Origin of the sequence: Pseudomonas sp. WS 5412 (assembly GCF_012985615.1) — a bacterium.
Classification (GTDB): Bacteria; Pseudomonadota; Gammaproteobacteria; order Pseudomonadales; family Pseudomonadaceae; genus Aquipseudomonas; species Aquipseudomonas shahriarae.
Window position 1 is genome coordinate 120,062 of sequence record NZ_JAARMB010000011.1, and the last position, 18,052, is coordinate 138,113.

General features: G+C 61.5%; 18 protein-coding genes. 13 read left to right on the top strand and 5 right to left on the bottom strand.

From position 1 onward, the window contains the following. The first annotated feature begins 8 nt into the window (after positions 1–8). The 9 genes from bioF to HBR94_RS16385 all read left to right on the top strand — a co-directional run bounded on the left by bioF (position 9) and on the right by HBR94_RS16385 (position 11,141). Positions 9–1,187, top strand: coding sequence for an 8-amino-7-oxononanoate synthase (bioF, locus tag HBR94_RS16345; protein WP_170045198.1), 1,179 nt, complete (start codon positions 9–11; stop codon positions 1,185–1,187). Beyond that, positions 1,180–1,911 (top strand): alpha/beta fold hydrolase, encoded by a 732-nt coding sequence (locus HBR94_RS16350; protein ID WP_170045199.1) that lies wholly within the window; start codon positions 1,180–1,182, stop codon positions 1,909–1,911. Before bioF ends, HBR94_RS16350 begins: the two co-directional genes overlap by 8 nt. Further along, complete coding sequence (bioC, locus tag HBR94_RS16355; protein ID WP_128593321.1) at positions 1,904–2,716, top strand: malonyl-ACP O-methyltransferase BioC; 813 nt, start codon at positions 1,904–1,906, stop codon at positions 2,714–2,716. Before HBR94_RS16350 ends, bioC begins: the two co-directional genes overlap by 8 nt. Next, positions 2,713–3,393, top strand: a complete 681-nt coding sequence (bioD, locus tag HBR94_RS16360; RefSeq protein ID WP_170045200.1) for a dethiobiotin synthase — start codon at positions 2,713–2,715, stop codon at positions 3,391–3,393. The genes bioC and bioD overlap by 4 nt, the downstream gene beginning before the upstream one ends. Before the next feature lie 105 nt (positions 3,394–3,498). Continuing rightward, positions 3,499–3,780 (top strand): hypothetical protein, encoded by a 282-nt coding sequence (locus tag HBR94_RS16365; protein ID WP_057960810.1) that lies wholly within the window; start codon positions 3,499–3,501, stop codon positions 3,778–3,780. 271 nt (positions 3,781–4,051) lie between these two features. Next, positions 4,052–5,857: a phenylacyl-CoA dehydrogenase gene (locus HBR94_RS16370; protein WP_057440295.1), complete on the top strand. Its 1,806-nt coding sequence runs from the start codon at positions 4,052–4,054 to the stop codon at positions 5,855–5,857. Positions 5,858–6,063: 206 nt separating this feature from the next. Next, the gene (locus HBR94_RS16375; RefSeq protein ID WP_057960809.1) at positions 6,064–7,356 is read left to right on the top strand and encodes a GGDEF domain-containing protein; all 1,293 of its coding nucleotides are present in this window, start codon (positions 6,064–6,066) and stop codon (positions 7,354–7,356) included. A 90-nt stretch (positions 7,357–7,446) separates the two neighbouring features. After that, positions 7,447–9,231 carry an acyl-CoA dehydrogenase C-terminal domain-containing protein gene (locus HBR94_RS16380; RefSeq protein WP_170045201.1) on the top strand — a complete coding sequence of 595 codons (1,785 nt, stop codon included), beginning with the start codon at positions 7,447–7,449 and terminating at the stop codon, positions 9,229–9,231. Positions 9,232–9,362: 131 nt separating this feature from the next. Next, a complete protein-coding gene (locus tag HBR94_RS16385) occupies positions 9,363–11,141 on the top strand; it encodes an acyl-CoA dehydrogenase C-terminal domain-containing protein (RefSeq protein WP_057960807.1) in 1,779 nt (592 codons plus the stop codon). 227 nt (positions 11,142–11,368) lie between these two features. Here the strand turns inward: HBR94_RS16385 and HBR94_RS16390 are convergent, their stop codons facing one another. Further along, a complete protein-coding gene (locus tag HBR94_RS16390; protein ID WP_057960806.1) occupies positions 11,369–12,289 on the bottom strand; it encodes a LysR family transcriptional regulator in 921 nt (306 codons plus the stop codon). 206 nt (positions 12,290–12,495) lie between these two features. Between HBR94_RS16390 and HBR94_RS16395 the strand changes: the two genes are divergently transcribed. From HBR94_RS16395 to HBR94_RS16410, 4 genes are all read left to right on the top strand, one after another. Continuing rightward, complete coding sequence (locus HBR94_RS16395; protein WP_057440297.1) at positions 12,496–13,776, top strand: aminotransferase class III-fold pyridoxal phosphate-dependent enzyme; 1,281 nt, start codon at positions 12,496–12,498, stop codon at positions 13,774–13,776. Positions 13,777–14,010: 234 nt separating this feature from the next. Next, complete coding sequence (locus HBR94_RS16400; protein ID WP_057440298.1) at positions 14,011–14,376, top strand: type II toxin-antitoxin system RelE/ParE family toxin; 366 nt, start codon at positions 14,011–14,013, stop codon at positions 14,374–14,376. Then, positions 14,360–14,680 (top strand): DNA-binding transcriptional regulator, encoded by a 321-nt coding sequence (locus HBR94_RS16405; RefSeq protein WP_170045202.1) that lies wholly within the window; start codon positions 14,360–14,362, stop codon positions 14,678–14,680. The genes HBR94_RS16400 and HBR94_RS16405 overlap by 17 nt, the downstream gene beginning before the upstream one ends. A 97-nt stretch (positions 14,681–14,777) precedes the next feature. Continuing rightward, complete coding sequence (locus tag HBR94_RS16410) at positions 14,778–14,936, top strand: YqaE/Pmp3 family membrane protein (RefSeq protein WP_081044318.1); 159 nt, start codon at positions 14,778–14,780, stop codon at positions 14,934–14,936. Positions 14,937–14,940: 4 nt separating this feature from the next. Here HBR94_RS16410 and pqqE read toward each other — a convergent pair whose 3' ends face one another. The 4 genes from pqqE to pqqB are packed head-to-tail and all read right to left on the bottom strand — an operon-like array spanning position 14,941 to position 18,010. Then, positions 14,941–16,092: a pyrroloquinoline quinone biosynthesis protein PqqE gene (gene pqqE / locus HBR94_RS16415; protein WP_170045203.1), complete on the bottom strand. Its 1,152-nt coding sequence runs from the start codon at positions 16,090–16,092 to the stop codon at positions 14,941–14,943. Beyond that, positions 16,064–16,339: a pyrroloquinoline quinone biosynthesis peptide chaperone PqqD gene (gene pqqD / locus HBR94_RS16420; RefSeq protein ID WP_032858571.1), complete on the bottom strand. Its 276-nt coding sequence runs from the start codon at positions 16,337–16,339 to the stop codon at positions 16,064–16,066. Before pqqD ends, pqqE begins: the two co-directional genes overlap by 29 nt. Continuing rightward, positions 16,336–17,088: a pyrroloquinoline-quinone synthase PqqC gene (gene pqqC / locus HBR94_RS16425; RefSeq protein ID WP_057960803.1), complete on the bottom strand. Its 753-nt coding sequence runs from the start codon at positions 17,086–17,088 to the stop codon at positions 16,336–16,338. The genes pqqD and pqqC overlap by 4 nt, the downstream gene beginning before the upstream one ends. 10 nt (positions 17,089–17,098) lie before the next feature. Then, positions 17,099–18,010 (bottom strand): pyrroloquinoline quinone biosynthesis protein PqqB, encoded by a 912-nt coding sequence (gene pqqB / locus HBR94_RS16430; RefSeq protein ID WP_170045204.1) that lies wholly within the window; start codon positions 18,008–18,010, stop codon positions 17,099–17,101. Positions 18,011–18,052 lie beyond the last annotated feature (42 nt).

The window sequence follows — 18,052 nt, forward strand, 5'->3', positions numbered from 1 at the left end:
AGGCCAGCATGTCTTTCGATCTCGCCGCGCGCCTCGCTGCCCGCCGTACAGACCATCTCTATCGCCAGCGCCCACTGCTGCAAAGCCCCCAGGGGCCGCAGGTGGTGGTAGACGGCAAGCCGCTATTGGCCTTTTGCAATAACGACTACCTGGGCCTGGCCAATCATCCGCAAGTCATCGAAGCCTGGCAGGCCGGGGCTTCCCGCTGGGGCGTCGGCGGCGGGGCTTCGCACCTGGTGGTCGGTCATAGCACCCCGCATCATGAGTTGGAGGAGGCCCTGGCCGAGTTCACCGGGCGCCCGCGTGCCTTGTTGTTCACCACCGGATATATGGCCAACCTCGGCACCGTCACCGCATTGGTGGGGCAGGGCGATACGGTGCTCGAAGACCGCCTCAACCACGCGTCCCTGCTAGATGCGGGTTTGCTCTCCGGGGCACGATTCAATCGCTATCTGCACAACGATGCGCTCAGCCTGGCCAAGCGCCTGGAAAAAGCCAGCGGCAATACCCTGGTGGTCACCGACGGTGTGTTCAGCATGGACGGCGACCTGGCGGACCTGCCGGCGCTGGCCCGCGAAACCCGGGCCAAGGGCGCCTGGCTGATGGTGGATGACGCCCATGGCTTCGGTCCGTTGGGCGCCACGGGGGGCGGGATTGTCGAGCATTTCGGCCTGAGCCAGGAGGATGTGCCGGTGTTGGTCGGCACCCTGGGCAAGGCCTTCGGCACCGCCGGGGCGTTTGTGGCTGGCAGTGAGGAACTGATCGAAAGCCTGATCCAGTTCGCCCGCCCATACATCTACACCACCAGCCAACCGCCGGCGCTGGCCTGCGCGACCCTGAAAAGTCTGGAGCTGCTGCGCAGCGAGCACTGGCGACGCGAGCATCTGCGCACGCTGATCCGCCAGTTCCGCCAGGGCGCCGAGCAGATCGGCCTGGAGCTGATGGACAGCTTCACGCCGATCCAGCCAATCATGATTGGCGACAGTGCCCGGGCGATGCGCCTGTCTCAGATGCTGCGCGAACGCGGGATCATGGTCACGGCCATCCGCCCGCCCACGGTGCCGGCCGGCAGCGCGCGCTTGCGCGTGACCTTGACCGCCGCCCACAGCGAGGCGCAGGTACGACTATTGTTAGACGCATTGGACACGTGTTTCCGTTTGTCAGGCCGGGAGTCCGACCATGCGTGATCGACTGATATTGCTCCCCGGCTGGGGCCTGGGTGTCTCGCCGCTGGAGCCTTTGGCCGCCGCCTTGCGCGGTTTGGACGAGCACCTGCGGGTAGATATCGAACCGTTGCCGGCGCTGGCGGGCAGCGACCTCGACGAATGGCTCGACGAACTCGACGCCACCTTGCCCGATAACGCCTGGCTGGGCGGCTGGTCGTTGGGCGGGATGCTCGCCTCTGAGTTGGCGGCACGGCGTGGCGAGCGCTGCTGTGGCCTGCTGACCTTGGCCAGCAACCCATGTTTTGTGGCGCATGAGGGCTGGCCCAGCGCGATGCAGGCGCAGACTTTCGATGCATTCCTGGCCGGTTGCCATGCCGACTCACAAGTCACCCTCAAACGTTTCGGCCTGCTGTGCGCCAAGGGCACGCAAGACCCACGGGGCATTGCGCGCTTGCTGGTCAGCAGCGCGCCGGCTACCCCCTCCAGTGTGCTGATGAGCGGCCTTGAACTGCTCGCGCAACTGGATACTCGCGAGGCCTTGCAGGCCTTTCGTGGCCCGCAGTTGCATCTGTTTGCCGGCCTGGATGAGTTGGTGCCCTGTGAGGCGGCTATTGAGTTGTTGAAGTTGCTGCCAGATGTCGAAGTCGGTCTGATTGAACAGGCCGGCCACGCTTTCCTACTGGACAACCCCCACGGAGTGGCGGGGGCGATCCAGGCTTTTTTGCATGAGTGTGGTGATGACTGATTTGTCCCATCCTCCACTGCCGGGCGCCTTGCCCGACAAGCGCCAGGTCGCGGCGTCGTTTTCCAGGGCTGCGGCCAGTTATGACAGCGTGGCCGCGTTGCAGCGTGATGTGGGCGGCGAACTGCTGTCCCGTCTGCCGTCAGCCTTGCTTCCCCAGCGCTGGTTGGACCTGGGGTGCGGCACCGGGTATTTCAGCCGCGCATTAAACAGTGTATTCCCCGAGGGCCAGGGCCTGGCGCTGGATATCGCCGAAGGCATGCTTAATCACGCCCGGCCATTGGGCGGTGCTGAGTACTTTATTGCCGGGGATGCCGAGCGCTTGCCGTTACAGGATGCAAGCTGCGAGTTGATCTTCTCCAGCCTGGCAGTGCAGTGGTGTGCCGATTTTGCCGCGGTGCTCAGTGAAGCCCGGCGCGTGCTGCAGCCTGGCGGTGTGCTGGCGTTTGCCAGCCTGTGCGTCGGCACCCTGGACGAACTGCGCGAAAGCTGGCGGGCGGCGGATGGGATGGTGCACGTCAATCGCTTCCGCCCGTTCAGTACTTATCAACAGCTGTGTGCGGACAGTGGCTTGCGTGTGGTCAGCCTGGAGCAACGTGCCCATGTGTTGCATTACCCGGATGTGCGCAGCCTGACCCACGAATTGAAAGCATTGGGCGCGCACAATCTGAACCCGGGGCGCCCCGGTGGCTTGACGGGCCGGGCACGGGTTGTTGCACTGGTGCAGGCCTACGAGCAGTTTCGCCAGACCCAGGGGCTGCCGGCAACCTATCAAGTCGTGTACGCCGTATTGGAGAAACCATTATGAGCGCCGCCTATTTCATCTCCGGCACGGACACCGATGTCGGCAAGACCACCGTCGCCGCAGGCCTGCTGCATGCCGCACGGCAAGCAGGCAAGAGCACGGCCGCCGGCAAGCCGGTGGCCTCGGGCTGCGAAGTGACCTCCCGTGGCTTGCGCAACGCCGATGCCCTGGCCTTGCTGGCCGAGTGCTCGTTGCCGCTGGCTTATGCCGAGGTCAATCCACTGGCCTTCGAGCCCGCCATCGCGCCGCACCTGGCGGCCCGTGAAGCCGGTGTGGCGTTGACCGTGCAAGCGCTGCTCAAGCCAATGCGGCACATCCTCGATAAACACGCGGACTTCACCTTGATCGAAGGCGCAGGCGGCTGGCGCGTGCCGCTGGCCGATCAGCACAACCTGTCCGACCTGGCCAAGGCCTTGGGGCTGCCGGTGATCCTGGTGGTGGGCGTGCGTCTGGGCTGCATCAATCATGCGTTGTTGAGCGCCGAAGCCATCGCCCGGGACGGTTTACCGCTGGCGGGGTGGGTGGCCAATATCATCGACCCGAAGACCTCCCGTCTGGAAGAAAACCTCGCCACCTTGGCCGAACGCCTGCCGGCGCCCTGCCTGGGCCGAGTGCCAAGGCTCAAGCAGCCCACGGCGGAAGCAGTGGCCGGGTACCTGCAACTGGACTTGCTTGATTAGTTTTTCCTAGCGATAAGGCATTATGCCATTAGTGTTATTGACGGGCCTTTTGCCAGATTGTCTGCTTCAATAAGGGTTCACGATTTATTGCAAGGCAGGTTCGCCATGGAAATCTCTGGAAGCAGTGCGTTTTATTCAGGCCTGAGCACTATTCAGGCCGGGCAGAACCGTGTCGACCAGGCCGCCGGCAAAATCGCCAGTGCCGCCACCGGCCAGCCTTCGGATGCCCAGAATGATCGCTTGCAGGCGGTCAATCGCGGCCAGCCGACCGACTCGGCGAGCAATATGGTGGAACTGGCCGAAGGCAAGTTTCAGGTGGAGCTGGGCGCAAAAGTCGCCAAAGCTTCCGACGAAATGCTCGGCACGTTGATCGACACCTACGCCTGATCCCCCCCTCGCCATATGGCGGGAGCTTTTCCTGTGGCAAGCCCGTTCGCCACAACCGCCTGATTCTCCCATCTTCCTCTCGTTGAAACGTCGTGCGGCATCACGCTGCAGGCCTCGTCGCGCCTGGCGTTGACCTGCGTCATGACAAACGGCATCCGCTGGGCGCTTGACAAGGATTGGGCGTAAACGTATGTTTCAAACAACTGTTTGACCGCTACAACAAATCCACGCGGTTGTTCATTCCAGGATTCATCAGCAGAGGTTTATCGCTATGCCTGACTACAAGGCCCCCTTGCGTGATATTCGCTTCGTTCGTGACGAACTGCTCGGCTACGAAGCGCACTATCAGAGTCTGCCGGCTTGCCAGGACGCTACCCCAGACATGGTTGACGCCATTCTCGAAGAAGGCGCCAAGTTTTGCGAGCAAGTGCTGGCCCCGTTGAACCGCGTCGGTGACATCGAAGGGTGCACCTGGAGCGAGTCAGGCGTTAAAACCCCTACTGGTTTCAAAGAAGCCTACAAGCAATTCGTCGAAGGCGGCTGGCCGAGCCTGGCCCACGACGTCGCGCACGGCGGCCAAGGCCTGCCGGAATCCCTGGGCCTGGCCGTCAGCGAGATGGTCGGTGAAGCCAACTGGTCGTGGGGCATGTACCCAGGCCTGTCCCATGGCGCGATGAACACCATTTCCGAGCACGGTACCCCCGAGCAGCAGGATGCCTACCTGACCAAACTGGTCTCGGGCGAGTGGACCGGCACCATGTGCCTGACCGAACCGCACTGCGGCACCGACCTGGGCATGCTGCGCACCAAGGCCGAGCCTCAGGCCGACGGTTCCTACAAAGTCTCCGGGACCAAGATCTTCATCTCGGCCGGTGAACACGACATGGCCGATAACATCGTCCACATCGTACTGGCCCGCCTGCCGGATGCTCCGGCTGGCACCAAAGGCATTTCGCTGTTTATCGTGCCTAAGTTCCTGCCCAACGCCGATGGTTCGGTGGGTGAGCGCAACGCGGTGTCCTGTGGTTCCCTGGAACACAAGATGGGCATCCACGGCAACGCCACCTGCGTAATGAACTTCGACGCGGCCACCGGCTACCTGATCGGCCCGGCGAACAAAGGCCTGAACTGCATGTTCACCTTTATGAACACCGCTCGTCTGGGTACCGCACTGCAAGGCCTGGCCCACGCCGAGATCGGTTTCCAGGGTGGCCTGAAATATGCGCGTGACCGTCTGCAGATGCGCTCCCTGACTGGCCCGAAAGCGCCGGACAAGGCCGCTGACCCGATCATCGTGCACCCTGATGTGCGCCGCATGCTGCTGACCATGAAAGCCTTCGCCGAAGGCAACCGTGCGATGGTGTACTTCACCGCCAAGCAAGTGGATATCGTCAAGTACGGCACCGACGACGAAGCCAAGAAACAGGCAGATGGCCTGCTGGCGTTCATGACCCCGATCGCCAAGGCGTTCATGACCGAAGTCGGTTTTGAGTCCGCCAACCACGGCGTACAGATCTACGGCGGCCACGGTTTCATCGCCGAGTGGGGCATGGAGCAGAACGTTCGCGACAGCCGCATTTCGATGCTGTACGAAGGCACCACGGGCATCCAGGCCCTGGACCTGCTCGGCCGTAAAGTGCTGATGACCCAGGGCGAAGCGCTCAAGGGCTTCACCAAGATCGTGCACAAGTTCTGCCAGGCCAACGAAGGCAACGCAGCGGTCAGCGAGTTTGTCGCACCGTTGGCTGCCCTGAACAAGGAATGGGGCGAGTTGACCATGAAGGTCGGCATGGCTGCCATGAAGGACCGTGAAGAAGTCGGTGCCGCGTCCGTGGACTACCTGATGTACTCCGGTTATGCCTGCCTGGCGTACTTCTGGGCCGAGATGGCGCGCCTGGCTGCTGAAAAACTGGCTGCCGGCACCAGCGAAGAAGGCTTCTACACCGCCAAGCTGCAGACTGCACGCTTCTACTTCCAGCGCATCCTGCCGCGTACCCGCACCCACGTAGCCACCATGCTGTCGGGTGCCAACAACCTGATGGACATGAAAGAAGAGAATTTCGACCTGGGCTACTAAGCCTCGGCGGGTTCCCTGCCAAGCCGCCGCTCTTTCGGGAGCGGCGGCTTTTTTGTGGGCGCATGAAAAAACCTGAGTAGCGCGCTCAGGGATTGCGCTTGGCTGCCGTTACAGTGGTGGCAATGTGATACAGGTCACATTGAGTGTGCTTAACTGTGTTCGGTGAAGGCACTGTGCCATCTTTTTTATGGGTCGGAGCTTTACCCTTGTCGCGCGCGTCTGCTGTACGTTTCAGTCATTTCCTACCGTCGTTGCTGTTATTGCTGGCGGGGTTGTCGGCTGCTTACGTCAAGGACCTCAACGTCTTCTTCACCTCGTTGTTCAATGTCCTGCCGACCTTGGTACTGTTGCTCGGAGGGGCCTATTGCACGGTGTACCGTCGCCAGCGTGAGCTGTTCTTGATGGTGACGGTGTATGTCGCCTACTTCCTGCTGGACACCCAGACTGATTTCTACCGCGACCATGGCCGTGTGCGCGAAGACGCCGCCGTGGTGTTCCATCTGGTGTGCCTGCTGTTGCCGATGCTGTTCAGCATTTATGCCCTGTGGCAGGAGAAAACCCACCTGTTCCGCGACTTTGTCGCACGCTGCGCGGTGCTGCTCGCCGTAGGCAGCGTGGCCCTGGGCCTGGAGCAGAGTTACCCGGGGCCGTTGCTCAACTGGCTGGCGGAAATTCGCTGGCCGGCATTGCATGGCGCGTGGATGAGCTTGATCCAACTGTCGTACCCTATGTTCCTGCTGGGCTTTGTCGCACTGGCGGCCCAGTACTGGCGCGAACCGCGGCCGTTGCATGCGGCACAGCTGGTGGGATTGCTGGGGATGTTCTGGATGTTGCCGCAGACCTTTATCCTGCCGTTCACCCTGAACATCATGTGCAGCCAGGTGATGTTGATGATTGCTGCAGGTGTGTCCCACGAGGCCTATCAGATGGCCTTTCGCGATGAACTCACCGGCCTGCCCGGACGCCGCGCCCTCAACGAGCGTATGCAGCGCCTGGGGCGCAACTATGTGCTGGCGATGAGCGACGTCGACCACTTCAAGCGATTCAACGACACCCATGGTCACGACGTCGGTGACCAGGTGCTGCGGCTGGTCGCCAGCAAACTGTCGAAAGTCAGCGGCGGCGGCCGGGCCTATCGGTATGGTGGCGAAGAGTTTGCCGTGGTGTTTGCCGGCAAGACCCTGGATGAATGCCTGCCGCACCTGGAAGAAATCCGCGAGATCATTGCCAACTACCACATCAAGTTGCGTAACCCCGACAGCCGCCCCCAGGACGATCACCAGGGGCGCCAGCGCCGTTCCGGCACGGGTGCGAACAGTGTGTCGGTGACCGTGAGCATCGGCGTCGCCGAGCGCCAGGCCGAGCAGCGCACCCCCGAAGAAGTGCTCAAGTCCGCCGACCAGGCGCTGTACAACGCCAAGGGCGCCGGGCGCAACTGTGTGGTGGCGGCCGGCCAGAACCGCCGTGGCGCGGTGCGCATGCAGGGCGCTGCCGGTTGAGTGATGGTGGTGTATTCAGCGTCTGTACAGTGATTGTCCGGGGCTCCTGGCGGCAGTAGGTTTGAGTCATCTGCCGCCGGAGACATCACCATGCCTGCCTATAAAGCTCCCCTGCGCGATATGCGCTTTCTGATTGATCACGTGTTTGATTTCCCCGCTCACTACGCTGCCCTGGGCGCCACCGAGGCTAGCCCGGACATGGTCAGCGCGATCCTCGAAGAAGGCGCGAGGTTCTGCGAGAACGTGCTGGCGCCGTTGAACCGCCCGGGGGACGAAGAGGGCTGCCATTTCGACAATGGCGTGGTGACCACACCCAAAGGTTTCAAGGAAGCGTTCGCGCAATACGTCGAAGGCGGCTGGCACGGCCTGGCGGCGGATCCGGCCTACGGCGGGCAGGGCTTGCCGTCCTCCCTGGGCTTGGTGCTCAGCGAGATGATCGGCTCCAGCAACACCTCCTGGGGCATGTACCCCGGCTTGACCCACGGCGCCATGTCGGCGATCCACGCCCATGGCACTCAAGAGCAGAAAGACACCTACCTGACCAAGCTCACCGCCGGCCAGTGGACGGGCACCATGTGCCTGACCGAAGCCCACTGTGGCACTGACCTTGGCATCATCAAGACCCGCGCTGTGCCCCAGGCCAATGGCAGCTACGCGGTGACCGGCAGCAAGATCTTCATCTCGGCCGGCGAGCACGACATGAGTGAAAACATCATCCACCTGGTGTTGGCCAAGTTGCCGGATGCGCCTGCTGGCACCAAGGGTATTTCGCTGTTTATCGTGCCCAAGTTCCTCGCCGATAGCGGGGCGCGTAATGGCGTCAGTTGCGGCTCCATCGAGCACAAGATGGGGATCAAGGCTTCGGCCACCTGCGTGCTGAATTTCGATGGTGCCGAGGGCTATCTGATCGGCGAGGCCAACAAAGGCCTCAATTGCATGTTCACCATGATGAACCATGCGCGCCTGGGCACCGGCATGCAGGGGCTGTGCCTGGGTGAAGCGAGCTTCCAGGGCGCGATCAAGTACGCCAACGACCGCCTGCAGATGCGCGCCCTGACCGGCGCCAAGGCCCCGGACAAACCGGCGGACCCGATCATCGTGCATCCCGATGTGCGGCGCATGTTGCTGACCATGAAAGCCTTCAATGAAGGCAACCGCGCCCTGACGTACTTCACCGCGAAACTGCTGGACACCGCACACCTGAGCGACGACCCGCAGCAACGCCAGGAAGCCGAGGATTTGCTGGCGTTCCTCACGCCGATCTGCAAAGCCTTTATGACCGAGACCGGCCTGGAAGTGACCAACCACGGCATGCAGGTGTTCGGCGGCCACGGTTTTATCCGCGAGTGGGGCATGGAACAGTTGGTGCGCGATTGTCGCATCGCGCCGATCTATGAAGGCACCAATGGCATCCAGGCCCTGGATTTGCTGGGGCGCAAGGTGCTGGGCAGCCAGGGCAAGTTGCTGCGCGGCTTTACCAAGATTGTGCATAAGTTCTGTGCGGCGAATGCCGAGCACCCGCAACTCAAGGCCCAGGTTGCACAGCTCAACGAGCTGAACCAGCAATGGGGCGAGTTGACCACCAAGGTCGGCATGGCCGCGATGAAAAACCCTGATGAAGTCGGCGCCGCCGCCCTGGATTATTTGATGTACAGCGGTTACATCATCCATGCCTACCTGTGGTTGCGCATGGCCCTGGTGGCCCAGGCGCAATTGGACGCGGGCAGTGGCGATGGGGATTACGCCCGGGGCAAGCTGGTGACCTGTGAGTTTTATTTCAAGCGCCTGTTGCCGCGCACCAGTGCCCATCGTGCGGCGGTGGAGGCGGGCAGTGATTGCCTGATGAGTTTGCCGGCCGAATTGTTCGCCTTATAACTGTTGGCGTGACTGTAAAATACCAATTGGTCACAAGCAGACCCTATGTGTCACAAAAGTTGTTCGGTTACACTCTGGGTCTGTGAAACCGATCCTACCGAATCACTTTTAACGTTCTCACGAGGTTTGCCATGGCTGACTACAAAGCGCCGCTGCGCGATATGCGCTTCGTCCTCAACGAAGTATTCGAGGTTGCCAAGCTGTGGGCGCAATTGCCGGCCCTGGCCGAGACCGTGGATGCTGAAACCGTCGAGGCGATCCTTGAGGAGGCCGGTAAAGTCACCGCCAAGACCATCGCCCCGTTGAGCCGGAATGGCGACGAGGAAGGTTGCCGCTGGGACAACGGCGTGGTCACCACCCCGGCCGGGTTCCCCGAGGCCTACAAGACCTACGCCGAAGGCGGCTGGGTGGGCGTAGGTGGCGATCCTGCCTACGGCGGCATGGGCATGCCCAAGGCGGTCTCGGCCCAGGTCGAAGAGATGATCAACTCCTCGGGCCTGGCGTTTGGCCTGTACCCGATGCTGACGTCCGGCGCCTGCGTGTCGATCAACACCCACGCCAGTGACGAACTGAAAGCCACTTATCTGCCGAATATGTACTCGGGTGTGTGGGCCGGTTCCATGTGCCTGACCGAGCCCCATGCCGGTACCGACCTGGGGATTATTCGTACCAAGGCCGAGCCGCAGGCGGACGGTTCCTACAAGGTCAGCGGCACCAAGATCTTTATCACCGGTGGCGAACACGACCTCACCGAAAACATCATCCACCTGGTGCTGGCCAAGCTGCCGGACGCCCCGGCCGGGCCGAAGGGCATCTCGTTGTTCCTGGTGCCCAAGTTCATGGTCAATGCCGATGGCAGCCTGGGCGCGCGCAACCCGGTGACCTGTGGCTCGATCGAGCACAAGATGGGGATCCAGGCCTCCGCGACCTGTGTAATGAACTTCGACGAAGCCGTTGGCTATCTGGTTGGCGAGCCGAACCGTGGCCTGGCGGCGATGTTCACCATGATGAACTATGAGCGCCTGGGTGTCGGTATCCAGGGCCTGGCGACCGGCGAGCGCTCTTACCAGAACGCGGTCGAATATGCGCGTGACCGCCTGCAAAGCCGCTCGCCGACCGGCCCCAAGGCCAAGGACAAGATCGCCGACCCGATCATCAACCACCCTGACGTGCGTCGCATGTTGCTGACCATGAAGGCCGCGAACGAAGGCGGCCGGGCGTTCTCCACTTACGTGGCGATGCAACTGGACACCGCCAAGTTCAGCGAAGACGCCGCGACCCGCAAGCGCGCAGATGACCTGGTGGCGCTGCTGACCCCGGTTTCCAAGGCGTTCCTCACCGACCTGGGCCTGGAAACCACCGTGCACGGCCAGCAGATTTTCGGCGGTCATGGCTATATTCGCGAGTGGGGTCAGGAGCAGTTGGTGCGGGATGTGCGCATCACTCAGATCTACGAAGGCACTAACGGCATCCAGGCGCTGGACTTGATGGGGCGCAAGATCGTTGGCAGCGGCGGGGCGTTCTACACCCTGTTCGCCGATGAGATCCGCCATTTCATCGCCACTGCCAACAGTGACCTGGCCGAGTTCATTCAGCCGCTGAGTGCTGCGGTGGACGAACTCGACACCTTGACTGCCTGGGTCCTGGACCGCGCCAAGAGCAACCCGAATGAAATCGGTGCGGCCTCGGTGGAGTATCTGCACGCCTTTGGCTACATGGCCTACGCCTACATGTGGGCGCTGATGGCCAAGGCCGCCTTGGGCAAAGAGGCCGAGGAGGACTTTTACGCCAGCAAACTGGGGACGGCGCGCTTCTACTTTGCCCGCCTGCTGCCGCGTATCCACTCTTTGAGTGCTTCGGTGAAGGCCGGCAGTGAATCGCTGTTCCTGCTGGACGAAGCGCAGTTCTAAGCCGAAGAGGGCGTGTAAGCATTCTCTTACATGACGTGCTGCTAATCGTCCTCTATCGCCAGATTGGATCCACAGCTAATCTACTTCACATGGACGTCGCGCAGGAAGCGCAAAGCAACAACAGGGACACGTAGGATTCTGCCAGGATGGCGGAGTGAAATGGATGTCAGGGAAACAGTCTGCAAAGCCCCGCTTCGGCGGGGTTTTCTTATTGCCCGCGAAAAAGTTCAGGCCAGCCCGTCTACCGTGGCCGTCGGCCCATGTGGACCATTCATCACGTCTTCGAGCAAGGTGCGCAGCAATGCCAACGTTGCCTGCTGACGTTGTACATCCCGGCACACCAACCCCACCTTCAGCGGCACCCGTGGCTCACTCAAGGGCTTCCATAGCAGCGCCTGGCTGCTGTGTTCGTCCTGTGATCGGCCGGGCAGTACCGTCGCCAGTTTGGTATGGGGCAGGCTGTCGAGAATCCCCACCATAGTGTTCAGCTCGGCTTGCACCTGGGGCCGACGTCCCAGGTTCGCCAGTTGCGCTTGCCAGATCTGCCTGACCTGGAACTCTTCGCCCAACAACAGCATGGGCAACTCCGCCGCCTGCTTGAGGGAGACCTTCTTGAATTCACGCAAGGGATGGTCGGCCGGGATGACCACTTTCAGTTCATCTTCATACAGCAGCACACCGTGCAAACCGGGCTGGCGTGCCGGCAGGTAGCTGATGCCAATGTCCAGCGAGCCATTGAGCAGGCGGCGTTCGATCTCAAGGCCCGTCAGCTCGTAGATCTGCACCACCAGGTGCGGCTGGGCCTTGCGTACCCGCTCCAGCATCTGCGGCACCAGGCTGGTATGCACGGTTTGCAGCACGCCGATGGCCAGGGTGCGCAGCGCCTGGCCCTTGAAATGCCGCAGGGCCTCGACGGCTTGCTGCATACCATCGAGCAGCGGCAGGGCGTGGTTGTACAAGGTGTGGGCGGCCAGGGTTGGCAACAGGCGCTTGCTGCTGCGTTCGAACAGGCTCACATCCAGGTGCTGCTCCAACTGGCGGATCTGCTGCGACAGCGCCGGCTGGGAGATCGACAGGCGCTCGGCAGCCCGGCCGACATGGCCCTCTTCGTACACCGCGACGAAATAACGCAGTTGCTTGAAATCCATAAGTAACACTTATCGAAAAAGCTGGAAAATCGAAATGGCTGTATGCCCCCAAGGCGCCTAGTCTAGCGCCTATTCACAAGGCTTACAGGGCCAGAAAGCGCGATGAATACCGTTTACAGCGATGGTGTTTACATAGGCAAGGCAAAAAACGACTTGCCGGGCTTCCGTCAATCGAGGGTTGCCAACAGCCAGCGGGGTGTGCGGGCATGAATCTGTTCAACCTGCGCCGCCCGGCACCGAGCCTGGATGACCTGTTACTGGACGCGAAAAAACCGATGCTGCGCGATGAGCTTTCCAGCCAATCCCTGATGCCCACCGTGGCCCGTCCGCCACAGGTTTTCGTACGCGGCCAGGGCTCCTGGCTGTGGGACAGCGAAGACCGTGCCTACCTGGACTTTACCCAGGGCGGCGCAGCCAACAGTCTCGGCCATAGCCCCTCGGTACTGGTGCGTGCGCTGGCTGACCAGGCGCAAGCGCTGATCAACCCTGGCATCGGGCTGCACAACCGCAGCCAACTGAACCTGGTGGACCGCCTGTGCCACAGCACCGGTAGCGACCAGGCCTACCTGCTCAACAGCGGTGCAGAAGCCTGCGAAGCGGCCATCAAGTTGGCGCGCAAGTGGGGCCAACTGCATCGTGGCGGCGCCTATCGCATCATCACCGCCAGCAACGCTTGCCACGGCCGCAGCCTGGCGACACTGGCTGCCTCGGCAGGTGCTGGCGACAATCGTTTCGAGCCGCAACTGCCGGGCTTCTGCCACGTACCGTTCAACGATCTGCCGGCCTTGCATGCCGCCGTTGATGCGCAAACCGTGGCGATCATGCTGGAGCCGATCCAGAGCGACGCCGGCGTCGTTCCGGCCACCGAGCATTACCTCAAGGGGGTGGAGCGGCTGTGCCGGGAGCTGGGGATCCTGCTGATCCTCGACGAAGTGCAGACCGGGATCGGGCGTTGCGGCACCTTGCTGGCGGAACAGCGCTACGGTGTGCGCGCCGATATCGTCGCCCTGGGTAAAGGCCTTGGGGGCGGAGTGCCATTGGCGGCGTTGCTGGCCCGTGGCAAAGCCTGTTGTTTTGAACTGGGTGAGCTCGAAGGCACCCATCATGGCAATGCGCTGATGGCTGCGGCCGGCGTCGCCGTGCTCGATAGCGTGTTGGGGCACGGCTTCCTCGAACACGTACGTGATACCGCACAGTACCTGGGAGAAGGCCTGGCCCGTGTTGCTCACCGCTATGGACAGGGCGAACTGCGAGGCCAGGGCCTGTTGTGGGGCCTGACCTTGTCGGATGATTCGGCAGATGCCGTGGTAAAGGCGGCGCTGTACGAAGGCTTGATCCTCAATGCCCCACAACCCGACTGCCTGCGCTTTACCCCGGCGCTGACGCTAAGCAAGAGCAATATTGACGAAATGCTGCTGCGTCTGGCCCGCGCGTTTTCCCGCGTGCACACCGCCCAACTGCAATGCCGCAAGGGCATCGCTGTTTAACCCTTATTCCTGAACCGTCTCGCGTTATACGCGGCGCCTCCAGCCTGATTTTTTTGGCTGGGGGCGTTTTTTTGTGTGTCATTTTTGGATTGAAAAGGAGGCTTGAGATCCGTCGAAAAAAATGGCTTTTTTGCAGGCGCCGGCAGGGAGTGCCGGTAGGGTGCAGAGATTTTTGTGTGTGCCCTATTTCTAATATCTACCACTGGGTGGTATGTTTGTGGGGAAGGGATGCCTATGAAGCTCAGACTGTTCAAAAGCCGGCATTTTGCTGATGCCGCCAGCAAAGCCTGGACCTGCGATTCGGAATTGGGGGAGGCATTTGGCGAAATGCTCAGGGGCCAGGCGGATAACTTGGGTGGTGGAGTCTGGAAGAAACGCCTCAATCACAACCGGCATCGTTCCATCGTTTTGGCAAAGGGCAGGCATTACTGGGTTTATCAGTTTCTGTTCGCCAAGCAAGGTCAAAGCAATATCAGCCACAAGGAATTGGCTGGGTTTAGGGCATTGGCAAAGGCCTATGAAGGCTTAAACGAAATACAGATCCAGCAATTACTGGATCTCAGGGAGTTTGTGGAGATAGATCATGCGCAAAAAATATGAAACTGAAGCGCTGGCGTCCATTCACCAATCGGCCAGCGCGCTGCATTCGATTGGCGCCATCAGCAAGACCACCCTTCGGCAGTTCGATGAGCTATGCATTGCGCCTGTGCCGGCGCAGATACCTGCCGCCCAGATCAAGCAGCTGCGCGAACGTAGCCATGTCAGCCAGCCGGTGTTCGCCCGCTACCTGAACACCAGCGCCTCGACAGTCAAGCAATGGGAATCCGGCGAGAAGCAACCCAGTGGTATGGCGCTCAAGCTATTGAGCATTGTGCAAAAGCACGGGTTGGACATCCTCGCCTGAGGAGGATGGCCCGGTGCCAGATTCCACTGAACCCTCACGCGCGGCCAGGGTCGATTAGCTGTACGGCTCACACGAGCCGATTTTTTGGAGCTGACCCATGGACTTCATTCGTATCATCATCGCCATTCTGTTGCCGCCCTTGGGTGTGTTCCTGCAAGTGGGCTTCGCCGGCGCATTCTGGCTGAATCTCCTGTTGACCCTGTGCGGCTACATCCCAGGTATCGTGCATGCGGTGTACATCATCGCCAAGCGCTGAGCCGTCAGCCTTTGGCGATCAGCCGTGAGTTTCGCTCATTGCGAAAAGCCAATTGCTCGATGGTCTGCGTGGCGTGCTCGGCTTCGAGGCGGGCATTAAGGATGATGCCGTGATCGGCAGACTTGCTGCACACCGGGTCGGCGTTGCTGGCGTCACCGGTCAGCATGAACGCCTGGCAGCGGCAGCCGCCGAAGTCCTTTTCTTTCTCGTCGCACGAGCGGCACGGCTCTGGCATCCAGTCGTAGCCGCGAAAGCGGTTGAAGCCAAACGAGTCGTACCAGATGTGCTGCATGCTGTGGTCGCGCACATTGGGAAACTGTACCGGCATCTGTCGGGCGCCATGACAAGGTAGGGCGGTGCCGTCTGGCGTTACTGTCAGAAAGATACTGCCCCAGCCATTCATGCAGGCCTTCGGGCGTTCTTCGTAGTAGTCCGGTGTGACAAAGATCAGCTTGCACGGATGACCTTGCGCTTCCAGCTTGGCGCGGTATTCGTTGGTGATGCGCTCGGCGCGGGTCAGTTGTTCCTGGGTAGGTAGCAGGCCGACGCGGTTGAGCTGGGCCCAGCCATAGAACTGGCAGGTGGCAAGCTCGACAAAGTCCGCCTCAAGGGCGATACACAGCTCGATGATGCGGTCGATCTTGTCGATATTGTGTCGATGAGTGACGAAGTTCAGCACCATCGGATAACCATGGGCTTTCACTGCCCGGGCCATTTCCAGCTTCTGCGCGAAGGCCTTTTTGGAGCCAGCCAACAGGTTGTTCACCTGTTCGTCGCTGGCCTGGAAGCTGATCTGGATATGGTCCAGGCCGGCCTTTTTGAAGTCGCTGATCTTCTGCTCGGTCAGGCCGATGCCGGAGGTGATCAGGTTGGTATAGAACCCCAGCTTGCGGGCTTCACTGATCAGCTCGGCGAGGTCCTGGCGCACCAGCGGCTCACCTCCGGAAAACCCCAATTGCGCCGCGCCCATTTCCCGGGCCTCGCGAAACACCTTGATCCATTGTTCGGTGCTCAACTCCTTGCCCTGCTCGGCGAAGTCCAGCGGGTTGGAGCAATACGGGCATTGCAGCGGGCAGCGATAGGTCAGCTCGGCGAGCAACCAGAGCGGCAGGCCAATCTCGGGCTTGTCAGGCAAGTTCGATCCAGTGTTCTGCACGTGCGACCTCCATGAATTGCTCGATGTCTTCACCGAGTTCGGGCACGCCGGGGAATTGCTGCTCCAGCTCGCCAATGATGGCCGCCACACTGCGCTCACCGTCGATCAAGCCACCAATCAACGCGGCACTGTCGTTGAGCTTGATCATGCCTTCGGGGTACAGCAACACATGGCCCTTTTGCGCCGGCTCGTACTGGTAGCGATAACCCTGGCGCCACGTCGGTTTTTTGCTGCGGTCGAAACTCATAGGGTGATCCCTTTATGCCAGACCCGCTGCGCGGTCACGCTGTGATAGGGCGGGCGGTTCAGTTCGTAGGCCATGCTCATGGCATCGAGCATGCTCCAAAGGATGTCCAGTTTGAACTGGAGAATCTCCAGCATCCGCTCCTGGCCGGCGCGGGTGGTGTAGTGCGTAAGCGTGATCGCCAGCCCGTGTTCGACATCGCGCCGGGCCTGGCCCAGGCGGGTGCGGAAGTATTCGTAGCCGGCAGGGTCGATCCACGGGTAATGCTGGGGCCAGCTATCGAGGCGCGATTGGTGGATCTGCGGGGCGAACAGCTCGGTCAGCGAGCTGCTGGCGGCTTCCTGCCAACTGGCCCGGCGGGCGAAATTGACGTAGGCATCCACGGCAAAGCGCACGCCGGGCAGCACCAGTTCCTGGGAGCGCAGTTGATCCGGGTCTAGGCCCACTGCCTGACCCAGGCGCAGCCAGGCTTCGATGCCGCCGTCTTCGCCGGGGGCGCCGTCATGGTCGAGCAAACGCTGGATCCACTCGCGGCGGATTTCCCGGTCCGGGCAGTTGGCCAGGATCGCGGCGTCCTTCAGTGGGATATTCACCTGGTAGTAGAAGCGGTTGGCGACCCAGCCCTGGATCTGCTCGCGGGTGGCCCGGCCTTCATACATCGCCACGTGGTAGGGATGGTGGATATGGTAGAAGGCACCCTTGGCCCGCAAGGCCTGTTCAAACTCGGCGGGGTTCAGCGGTGTATCGGTCATTGGGGCTCTCCTACAGTTCAATGCTCATGCCGTCGTAGGCTACTTCTACATTGCGCCGGGCCAACTCGGCGCGCTCGGGCGAGTCTTCGTCGAGGATCGGGTTGGTGTTGTTGATGTGGATAAGCACCTTGCGCTGCTGGGGCAGTTGCTCCAGGACCTCTAGCATGCCGCCGGGGCCGTTCTGGGCCAGGTGGCCCATTTCGCGGCCGGTGCGGGTGCCGACGCCACGGCGCTGCATTTCATCGTCATCCCACATCGTGCCGTCCACCAGCAGGCAGTCGCTGCCGGCCATGATTTCCAGTAGCGGCGCGTCCACTTTGCCCAGGCCGGGGGCATAGAACAGTTTGCCGCCGGTGCGCAGGTCTTCGACGATCAGGCCGATATTGTCACCGGGGTGCGGGTCGAACCGATGGGGCGAGTAGGGCGGCGCGGCACTGCGCAGGGGCAGCGGGGTGAAGCGCAGGTTGGGGCAGGCGGGAATGGTGAAGCTGGCATCCAGCTCGATGCGCTGCCAATCCAGGCCGCCATTCCAGTGGGTCAGCATGGTGAACAGCGGGAAACCGGTGCTCAGGTCTTCATGGACCATGTCGGTACACCACACCTGGTGCGGGCAGCCTTCGCGCAAGCTGAGCAGGCCGGTGGTGTGGTCGATCTGGCTGTCCATCAAGATGATTGCGCTGATCCCGGTATCACGCAGTGCCCGGCCGGGTTGCATCGGTGCAAAGCCCTGCAATTGGGCGCGGATATCCGGGGAAGCGTTGCACAGCACCCAGTTCACGCCGTCATCGGAGAGGGCGATGGACGATTGGGTGCGCGCCTGGGCACGCATGCTGCCGTCGCGAAAGCCGGCGCAGTTCACACAGTTACAGTTCCACTGCGGGAAGCCACCACCGGCGGCTGAACCTAGAATCTGGACAAACATCGCCGCTCCTTCACACAAGACTCAAAATAAAAACGCCCCGGC